The following is a 7,318-nucleotide window of genomic DNA, read 5'->3' on the forward strand; positions in this document are numbered from 1 at the left end:
ATTGAGTGTGAGCGAAGTGGGCGATAGCATTCGCGCCGCGGCGCAGCGGCTTTCAGCGGTCTCCGAAACGCCGCGGCTCGATGCCGAGCTGTTGATGGCGCATGCGCTGGGGGTCGAGCGCGACCGCTTGCTGCTCGATCCGTCGCGTTTCGCCGTGCCCGCCGCTTTCGACGCGTTCGTCGCGCGGCGGATGGCGCACGAGCCCGTCGCCTATATCGTCGGCTATCGCGATTTCTGGACGATCCGGCTTGGCGTCGGGCCCGGCGCGCTGATCCCGCGACCCGACAGCGAAACGCTGATCGAGGCTGCAGTCGATCATTTCGGGCAACAGACGCCGAAGCGGGTGCTCGATCTCGGAACCGGGCCGGGCACGCTGCTGCTTGCCGCGCTTGCCGAATGGCCAGAGGCGAGCGGCGTGGGCGTCGATGCCAGCGCCCAAGCGCTCGCCTATGCGCGGGGCAACGCCGAGGCACTGGGCTTTGATGCGCGCGCCGAGATGCGGCAGGGCGATTGGGCGGCCGGGATCGACGAAAGATTCGACCTTATCCTCTGCAACCCGCCCTATATCGGCGAGGCGGAACCGCTGATGCCCGACGTGCGAGCGCACGAGCCCGCTTCGGCGCTGTTTGCGGGCACCGACGGACTCGACGATTATCGCCGCGTCGTCCCCGACCTGCCGCGCTTGCTCGCGACGGGCGGCGCGGCCGTGCTTGAAATCGGGGCCACGCAACATATCTCGGTACGGAGGCTGGCCGAAGATGCCGGCTTCGCCGTCGCTTGCCGCAAAGACCTTGGCGGTCGCGACCGCGCCCTCATTTTGACAATCGCTTGACGGCGGCCCGCCAAAAATCGCTTGGTTTCGTCGCAAAAGCGCGTTAGGGCAGGGGTACAGGCCTGATCAGGGTCCCTTTGGCGGTGCACGCACCGATACTGGTCCGGCGGGTCTGCTTCCCATTTACGATGCTTGTGCAGGCCGTTGCGCCTGAACGGGCGGTAGAGGGCAAGGCCGCGCGTGAGGCGCGGGTGCGACGCGCACGGTGGCGCGTTCGGCCAAAGGGGTTGGCATAGCTTAAAGCTTTTCGACAGGATGTCTCAGTTGAACATGAACAACCGGCAGAGCGGTCGCCGTCGCGGTCGCAACAACAGCAACAACAATCGGTCGCAGTCAGGCGGACGCGGTGGCGTCGACCAGGCCAACCGCATCGACAGCCGCGCGCGCGGCAACGCAGCGCAGATGATCGAGAAATATCGCAACATGGCGCGCGATGCGCAGCTTGCCGGCGACCGGGTACAGACCGAATATTATCTCCAGTTCGCCGACCATTATTTCCGCGTCGTCAGCGATTTCCGCGCACGGCAGGAAGAAAAGGCCGCGCAGAGCGGTCAGGATCGCACCCACGACCGCCAGCGCGAGATTCGCGGGGTCGAGGATTTCGACGGCCACGACGACAGCGATCTCGACACCGATAGCGGCAGCGAAGACAATGACGGCGATACGCGCGGCAATCGCGACCGGCGCGACCGCGACGACGACGATAGCCGCGGCAACCGCCAGCAGCAGGGTCGCGGCGACCGCGGCCGCCGCAATCGCGATTCGGATCGCGCCGAGGCGAAATCCGACGACGATAGCGAGGAAGCCGCTTCCGACGAGGAACAGGCTCCGGCACCGCGCGCTCCGCGCCGCGGACCCCGACGCGCCCGCGCGGCCGAAAAGGACGATGGCGATGCCGGTATCGACACCGCCGTCCTGCCGCCCGCGATCGGCCGCACCGACCGCACCAACGACGAAGCCGCGGATAGCGAGACGGACGAGGCTCCCGCAGCCGCGCCCAAGGCGCGCCGTTCGCGCCGCACGCTCGCGCCGCGCGGCCCCGGGGTCGAAGCCGCCGAGTAACATCGCGTTTTCGCGCTGGTTTTTGAATCGGGCATGACTTAGCCTCGCCGCGGACAGGTTTCGCGGGGAGGGACGGGATGCGTGCGCCGATATTGGCCGCTGTTGCGGCGGGTCTGATTGCAAGTCCGGCAGCGGCGCAAACCGCGCCGCAGGGCAATGCGCAGGGCGAACTCGCCGTCACTATCTATAATGGCGGGCAATCGCTGGTGCAGGATGTCCGGCAGATCCGGTTCCCCGCCGGACGATCGCGGCAGGAATTTCCGGACGTATCGGCGCAGATCAGGCCGCAGACCGTGTCTTTTGGCGCCGCCGATACGGCGATTGTCGAGCAGAATTTCGACTATGACCTGCTGTCCCCCAATGCCTTGATGCAAAAGGCGGTGGGAGAGACGGTCACGCTGCTTCGAATCAATCCCGCCACCGGTGCCGAAACGCGCGAGCGCGCGAAGGTGCTCGCCGTCAATGGCGGCGTGGTGCTCCAGATCGGCACGCGGATCGAGATATTGCGCGACGACGGCTTGCCCGTGCGCGTGATTTTCGATTCGATCCCGCCGAATCTGCGCGCCAAGCCCACGCTTTCGATCACCGTCGACAGCAATAGCGCGTCGACGCGGCCGGCAACATTGTCTTACCTGACCGGCGGGCTGGGCTGGGCGGCCGACTATGTTTCGCTCTATGACGAAAAGGCGGGAACGGTCGACGTCCAGGGCTGGGTCACGCTGACCAATACGACCGGAACGACCTTCGAAAATGCGAAAACGCTGCTCGTTGCGGGAACGCCGTCGGGGGGCGTTGCCAATAATGTTCGGTCGGGTCGCTATCGTCCCGTGCCGACCGCTCCGGGCACTCTGCGGAGCGCGGGCACGGAAACGGCCCCGCGCGAACAACTCGGCGACTATTATCTTTACCCGCTGCCCGAGCGCACGACGATTGCCAATGCCCAGACGAAGCAGGTCAGCTTCCTCGACGTCGCGCGGGTTCCAGCCCGGAAAATCTACGAATTCACCGTGGACGGGTTCAACAATATGACCGAGCCCGCAAGCGCGGCGAGCGTCATCAAGTTCAGCTCAAGCCGCGAGGGCGGTCTTGGCGACGCGCTGCCGGCGGGTACGGTGCGTTTTTATCAGCGCGATCTGCGCGGCGATCCCCAATTCATCGGCGAGAGCAGGATTGGCCACACGCCGATGGGCAGCGAATTGGGACTAAAGACCGGCGATGCCTTCGACGTGAAGGTCAAGGCGACGGTCGTGTCGCGCGAGCGCCGCACGCCGACCATCTGGCGCAGCGCGATGTCCTATCTGGTCACCAACGCCCGGTCGCAGCCGATCACGCTCGACCTCGTCCAGCGCGGACTCGACTGGTATTGGAGCGAAACGCGCATCCTGTCGGAGAGCCAGAAGAGCGAACGGCTCGACTCCGATGGCACGCGCTGGCGCGTCACTGTGCCGGCCAACGGCGAGACGACGATCACCGCGACCTTCGAAACGCGCTATTGATCCGGCGGGCGATGCGTTGGGCCGCGCCTCTGTTGCTGCTCGTTGCCCCGGCGTCGGCAATGGCCGCACCGGTTGTCACATCGACTGCACCCGATTCCGTCGCGGTCAGCGTGTTTCGGGACCCCGACCGCGACGAGGGTGGCGAAATCGACCGCGACTGGCTGAACGGCTTTGCCCTGATTTCGGAGACGCGCACGCTCGACCTTCCGGCCGGCGAATCGGTCGTGCGGTTCGAAGGGGTGGCCGAGGGGATGGTTGCCGTGTCGGCGATCGTCACCGGCCTGCCCGGCGGCGTCGTGCAGAAGAATCGCGACGCGGCGCTGTTGTCTCCCGCGAGCCTCCTCGACGGCACGCTCGGCAATCGCGTCCATCTGCGGCGGACGAAGCGCGCGACCGGCGACGTTACCGAAGAAGAAGCGATCATCCGCTCGGGGCCGGCAGGCGCGGTCGTGCTGCAGACGTCGGCGGGCTTCGAGGCGCTGCGTTGCACCGGGATTCCCGAATCGCTCGTCTATGACGGCGTACCGAAAGGGCTGACCGCCAAACCGACGCTCTCGGTGACGACGCGCAGCCCGGCGGCGCAGCGCGTGACCGCGACATTGACCTATTTGTCGACGGGGTTCGACTGGGCGAGCAATTATGTCGCGCGCGTGGCGCCGGGCGGCAAGACGCTCGACCTTTTTGCATGGTTGACCGTCGCGAACAGCAATGGCGAGAGTTTTGCCGACGCCAGCCTGTCGGCATTGGCGGGTACGCTGAATGTCGAACGGGATTTCGACGAGCTCGTCGAATCGCCGCTGACCCCGCGGCTCAATCTGACCTGTTTTCCCACCGGCAGCGGGCGCTACGGCCAACCGCTCCTCTCCCCTCCGCCACCCGCGCCTGCCATGGTCGGCTACGCCGATGAAGGGGCCGAGAATATCGTCGTCACCGGCATGCGTCTTCGCGAGGCGAAGGCTTCGTCTCCGGTGGCGGTTGTCGCCGAGCAGGAAGATCTGGGTGATCTGAAACTCTACCGCGTGCCGATTCCCGTCTCCGTTGCGGCCAATGGGCAAAAGCAGGTGGCTTTGCTGACCAAGGACGATGTGCCGTTCGCGACTATCTATCGTCTGCGCGTTGATGTTGACGATGAATTCGACGACGAGGCGGCCGAAATCCTGTTGCGGATGGAGAATAAGAAGAGCCAGAAACTCGGCATTCCGTTGCCGAGCGGACAGGTCGCGGTGTTCGAACAATCGCACGGGATGGAATTGCTGGCTGGCGAAGGCGCGATTCGCGACCATGCGATCGGCGAACGCGTCGACATTGTCATCGGGGAAAGCGGCCAGGTGCGCGTGGCGATCGAAAATTACGCTACGCCAGGCAAGGATCGGCACAGCTACCGGGCGACCGTGTCGAACGCGAATCCCTATGCCGTCACCTTTGAACTCGGATTCGACTATCATGAGGATGGACAACTCGATTCGCGCCTCCGCAAGTTGCCGCGCAAGGATGGCCTGCCGACCTGGACAGTGCGTGTCCCGGCCAATGCGACGCGCCGCTTCGACTATCGGGTCCGCGCGAGCGGGGGATAGATTGCTCGATCAGGCAGGCGGCAGCGCGCGCGGACGGTGATTCTCGTCGAGCGCGACGAAGGTGAACAGGCCTTCGGTCACCTTGACCTCGGTCTCGCCGCGGTCGCGCGTTGCGATCACCTCGATGCGAATGCCCATCGAAGTGCGTCCGCGCCGCTCCACATGGGCATAGACCGAAATGATATCGCGCAGCAGGATCGGCGCGATGAACTCCATTGCCTCGATTGCTACGGTGGCGGTCGCCCCCTGTGCCACGCGCGCGGCGACGATGCCGCCCGCGATGTCCATCTGGCTGAGCACCCAGCCGCCGAAGATATGGCCATTGCTGTTGATGTCCGCAGGGGCCGGCACGACGCGCAATATCGGATCGGGGCGCGAGGGGAGATTTTGCACATTATCGGTCATGATTCATATCCGGGTCGTCTTCGAAGGGGTCTTCGATCGATTCGTCGTGACCGCTGCCGCTCGACAAAAAGACGAGCCCCATCAGCGCGGCGCCGAGCAAGACCGACAGGCCGACCCCCGCCGCCGTCGCAATAATCATGTGGATCGTCAGCGCGTCGCCCATCGTCAGGCGAAGCCAGCCGAGCGCGCAAACGACGGCGAGAAAAGACACGAGCGCCATGCCGCGCATCAGGCGGCGATAGCGTGCCCAAGCGACCTTTGACGTATTGCTGTCGTCGAGGGGGGAGCGTTTGACCATGCGCGCTTCCATGAACCATGCTTCCGGGCACGCCAAGCACGAAAGCGGCAGCGTCGATTGTTTCGCACCGCGCGCGAATCATGATAGTCTTACGCGACAACAGGCAGAATTTGGGGAGCGGTAAGCGATGACGATCGGAGCGATTCTTCACGGGCGGACCGGCGCAATCATTTCGGCGCGCAAGGACGACACGGTGCGTGCGGTGGTCGATCTGCTCGCGCAGCATCGCATCGGTGCCGTTCCCGTTCTCGAAGGTGATTCGATCGTCGGCATTTTTTCGGAGCGCGACCTGGTCCGCCTGATGTCTTCCTATGGTCCGGGCGCGCTCGACCGCAGCCTCGACGATGTCATGACCAAAACGCCGGTGACGTGCGATTCGTCGATGGCGGTGATGGCCGCGCTGTCGCAAATGACGCAGCGGCGGATTCGTCACCTGCCGGTGGTCGACGACGGCAAGCTCGTCGGCTTCGTCTCGATCGGCGACCTTGTTAAATATCGGATCGACAAGATCGAGGCCGAAGCTGCGGCGATGCGCGACTATATCGCGTCCTGAACCGGCGGTCGGCGGCGAATCACGAGGCGCGACACTTCGGCAATCGCTTCGCGCTCGAGCAGCCAGAGCAACGCCGCGTAAAGCGCGACGCCCATCGCAACGAGCAGCGCGAGCCGAATCGGCGCCGCCCAGCCAAGTGCCCCGAGCGACTGTTCGGCCACCCCCACGCCTATCGCCATAACAAGGGCGGGGGCCAGTCCCGGCAGCATCGCGCGCCCGATATCGAGCAGCGACACGCCGATGAGCGGCGCCGAAAGCCGCGCGGTGACGATGAGCAGCAATGGCGCGGCGACAAGCCACGCCCACGCGATTCCCTCCAGCCCCCAGTTCGCGCCGATCAGGAAGGCGGTCGGAAATATGAACGCACCGCCCAGCGACGCGAACATCGACAGCGACGGCTTGCCGAGCGCATTGTTCACCGGCGCGAAGAGGATCTGCACCGTCATCACGAGCAGCGCGAGCGACAGAAGCTGGATATAGGGTGCCATGCCCAGCCATTTGGTGCCGAACAGCGTTTCGACCATCGGCGCGGCGACCACCGCGAGCCCGCAATAGAAGGGCGCGGCGACGAGTGTCAGCAGCCGCACCGTCTTGAGAAAGCTCCATTGGACTGCGGCGAGGTCGTGCTTGATTCGCGAATAGGCGGGAAAGGCGACCTCGTTGAGCGGGGGTACGAACTTCGCCATGAAAATCTGCGCGAGGAACAGCGCCTCGGCATAGAGGCCGAGCGCATGCGGTTCGAATCGGCTGCCCGCGATGAAAATGTCGGACTGGCTTTGCACCAGCCAGAAGAACTGGCTGAACAAAACCGCCGAACCGAATCCGACAATCTGCCCGCAACCGCGAAAATCGAAACTCGGCCAGACGAGCATGCGTGCGGCGATGGTGAGGCCTAGTGCGCGTGTCCAGAAGAGCGCGATCGGCGCGTAGACAAGCGTCCACACGCCATAGCCTGCAAGCGCACAGCCGAGCGCAGTGCCCGCGCCCGCAAACGCAGCGACCAGGTTGACGATCGCCTGCCGCCGGAAATCGAGCGCGCGGCTCATCATCACCTCGGGGAGCGCAATGAAGGGGGTTGCAAGGAAGATGAGAGCCTGC

8 protein-coding genes (1 of these 8 cut by a window edge) are annotated in these 7,318 nt (G+C 64.9%); 5 read left to right on the forward strand and 3 right to left on the reverse strand.

All coding sequences use genetic code 11. The features are described from left to right. The first annotated feature begins 16 nt into the window (after positions 1-16). The 4 genes from prmC (at position 17) to JI743_RS13120 (ending at position 4,964) form a co-directional block, all read left to right on the forward strand. Positions 17-832, forward strand: a complete 816-nt coding sequence (prmC, locus tag JI743_RS13105) for a peptide chain release factor N(5)-glutamine methyltransferase (RefSeq protein WP_201929088.1) — start codon at positions 17-19, stop codon at positions 830-832. A 255-nt stretch (positions 833-1,087) separates the two neighbouring features. Beyond that, the gene (locus JI743_RS13110; RefSeq protein WP_201928805.1) at positions 1,088-1,894 is read left to right on the forward strand and encodes a DUF4167 domain-containing protein; all 807 of its coding nucleotides are present in this window, start codon (positions 1,088-1,090) and stop codon (positions 1,892-1,894) included. A gap of 77 nt (positions 1,895-1,971) precedes the next feature. Next, complete coding sequence (locus JI743_RS13115) at positions 1,972-3,390, forward strand: DUF4139 domain-containing protein (RefSeq protein ID WP_201928806.1); 1,419 nt, start codon at positions 1,972-1,974, stop codon at positions 3,388-3,390. A 59-nt stretch (positions 3,391-3,449) separates the two neighbouring features. Further along, entirely contained in the window at positions 3,450-4,964 is a 1,515-nt protein-coding gene (locus tag JI743_RS13120; RefSeq protein WP_201928807.1) for a DUF4139 domain-containing protein, read from the forward strand. A gap of 9 nt (positions 4,965-4,973) precedes the next feature. Here JI743_RS13120 and JI743_RS13125 read toward each other — a convergent pair whose 3' ends face one another. Both JI743_RS13125 and JI743_RS13130 read right to left on the reverse strand, forming a co-directional pair. After that, on the reverse strand, positions 4,974-5,369 hold the full coding sequence (locus tag JI743_RS13125; protein WP_201928808.1) for an acyl-CoA thioesterase: 396 nt from the start codon (positions 5,367-5,369) through the stop codon (positions 4,974-4,976). Next, complete coding sequence (locus JI743_RS13130) at positions 5,359-5,667, reverse strand: hypothetical protein (RefSeq protein ID WP_201928809.1); 309 nt, start codon at positions 5,665-5,667, stop codon at positions 5,359-5,361. Before JI743_RS13130 ends, JI743_RS13125 begins: the two co-directional genes overlap by 11 nt. Before the next feature lie 127 nt (positions 5,668-5,794). Between JI743_RS13130 and JI743_RS13135 the strand changes: the two genes are divergently transcribed. Then, positions 5,795-6,220: a CBS domain-containing protein gene (locus tag JI743_RS13135; protein ID WP_201928810.1), complete on the forward strand. Its 426-nt coding sequence runs from the start codon at positions 5,795-5,797 to the stop codon at positions 6,218-6,220. Here JI743_RS13135 and JI743_RS13140 read toward each other — a convergent pair. Continuing rightward, a protein-coding gene (locus tag JI743_RS13140) for a lipopolysaccharide biosynthesis protein (protein WP_201928811.1) crosses the window boundary here: on the reverse strand, positions 6,205-7,318 show its 3' portion. Its footprint extends 404 nt past the window's final position; 1,114 of the gene's 1,518 nt are visible here — the last part of the coding sequence; its start codon lies off the right edge, out of view; its stop codon occupies positions 6,205-6,207. The two genes, JI743_RS13135 and JI743_RS13140, sit on opposite strands and share 16 nt — an antisense overlap.

The organism is Sphingopyxis jiangsuensis (assembly GCF_016734905.1).
Taxonomy (GTDB): Bacteria; Pseudomonadota; Alphaproteobacteria; order Sphingomonadales; family Sphingomonadaceae; genus Sphingopyxis; species Sphingopyxis jiangsuensis.

What these genes read in the sequence shown, in the direction of transcription:
- JI743_RS13120 (WP_201928807.1), top strand. Translation starts at nt 3,450, where the DNA reads ATGGCCGCACCGGTTGTCACATCGACTGCACCCGATTCCGTCGCGGTC.
- JI743_RS13115 (WP_201928806.1), top strand. Translation starts at nt 1,972, where the DNA reads ATGCGTGCGCCGATATTGGCCGCTGTTGCGGCGGGTCTGATTGCAAGT.
- JI743_RS13110 (WP_201928805.1), top strand. Translation starts at nt 1,088, where the DNA reads ATGTCTCAGTTGAACATGAACAACCGGCAGAGCGGTCGCCGTCGCGGT.
- JI743_RS13130 (WP_201928809.1), bottom strand. Translation starts at nt 5,667, where the DNA reads ATGGTCAAACGCTCCCCCCTCGACGACAGCAATACGTCAAAGGTCGCT.
- JI743_RS13125 (WP_201928808.1), bottom strand. Translation starts at nt 5,369, where the DNA reads ATGACCGATAATGTGCAAAATCTCCCCTCGCGCCCCGATCCGATATTG.
- JI743_RS13135 (WP_201928810.1), top strand. Translation starts at nt 5,795, where the DNA reads ATGACGATCGGAGCGATTCTTCACGGGCGGACCGGCGCAATCATTTCG.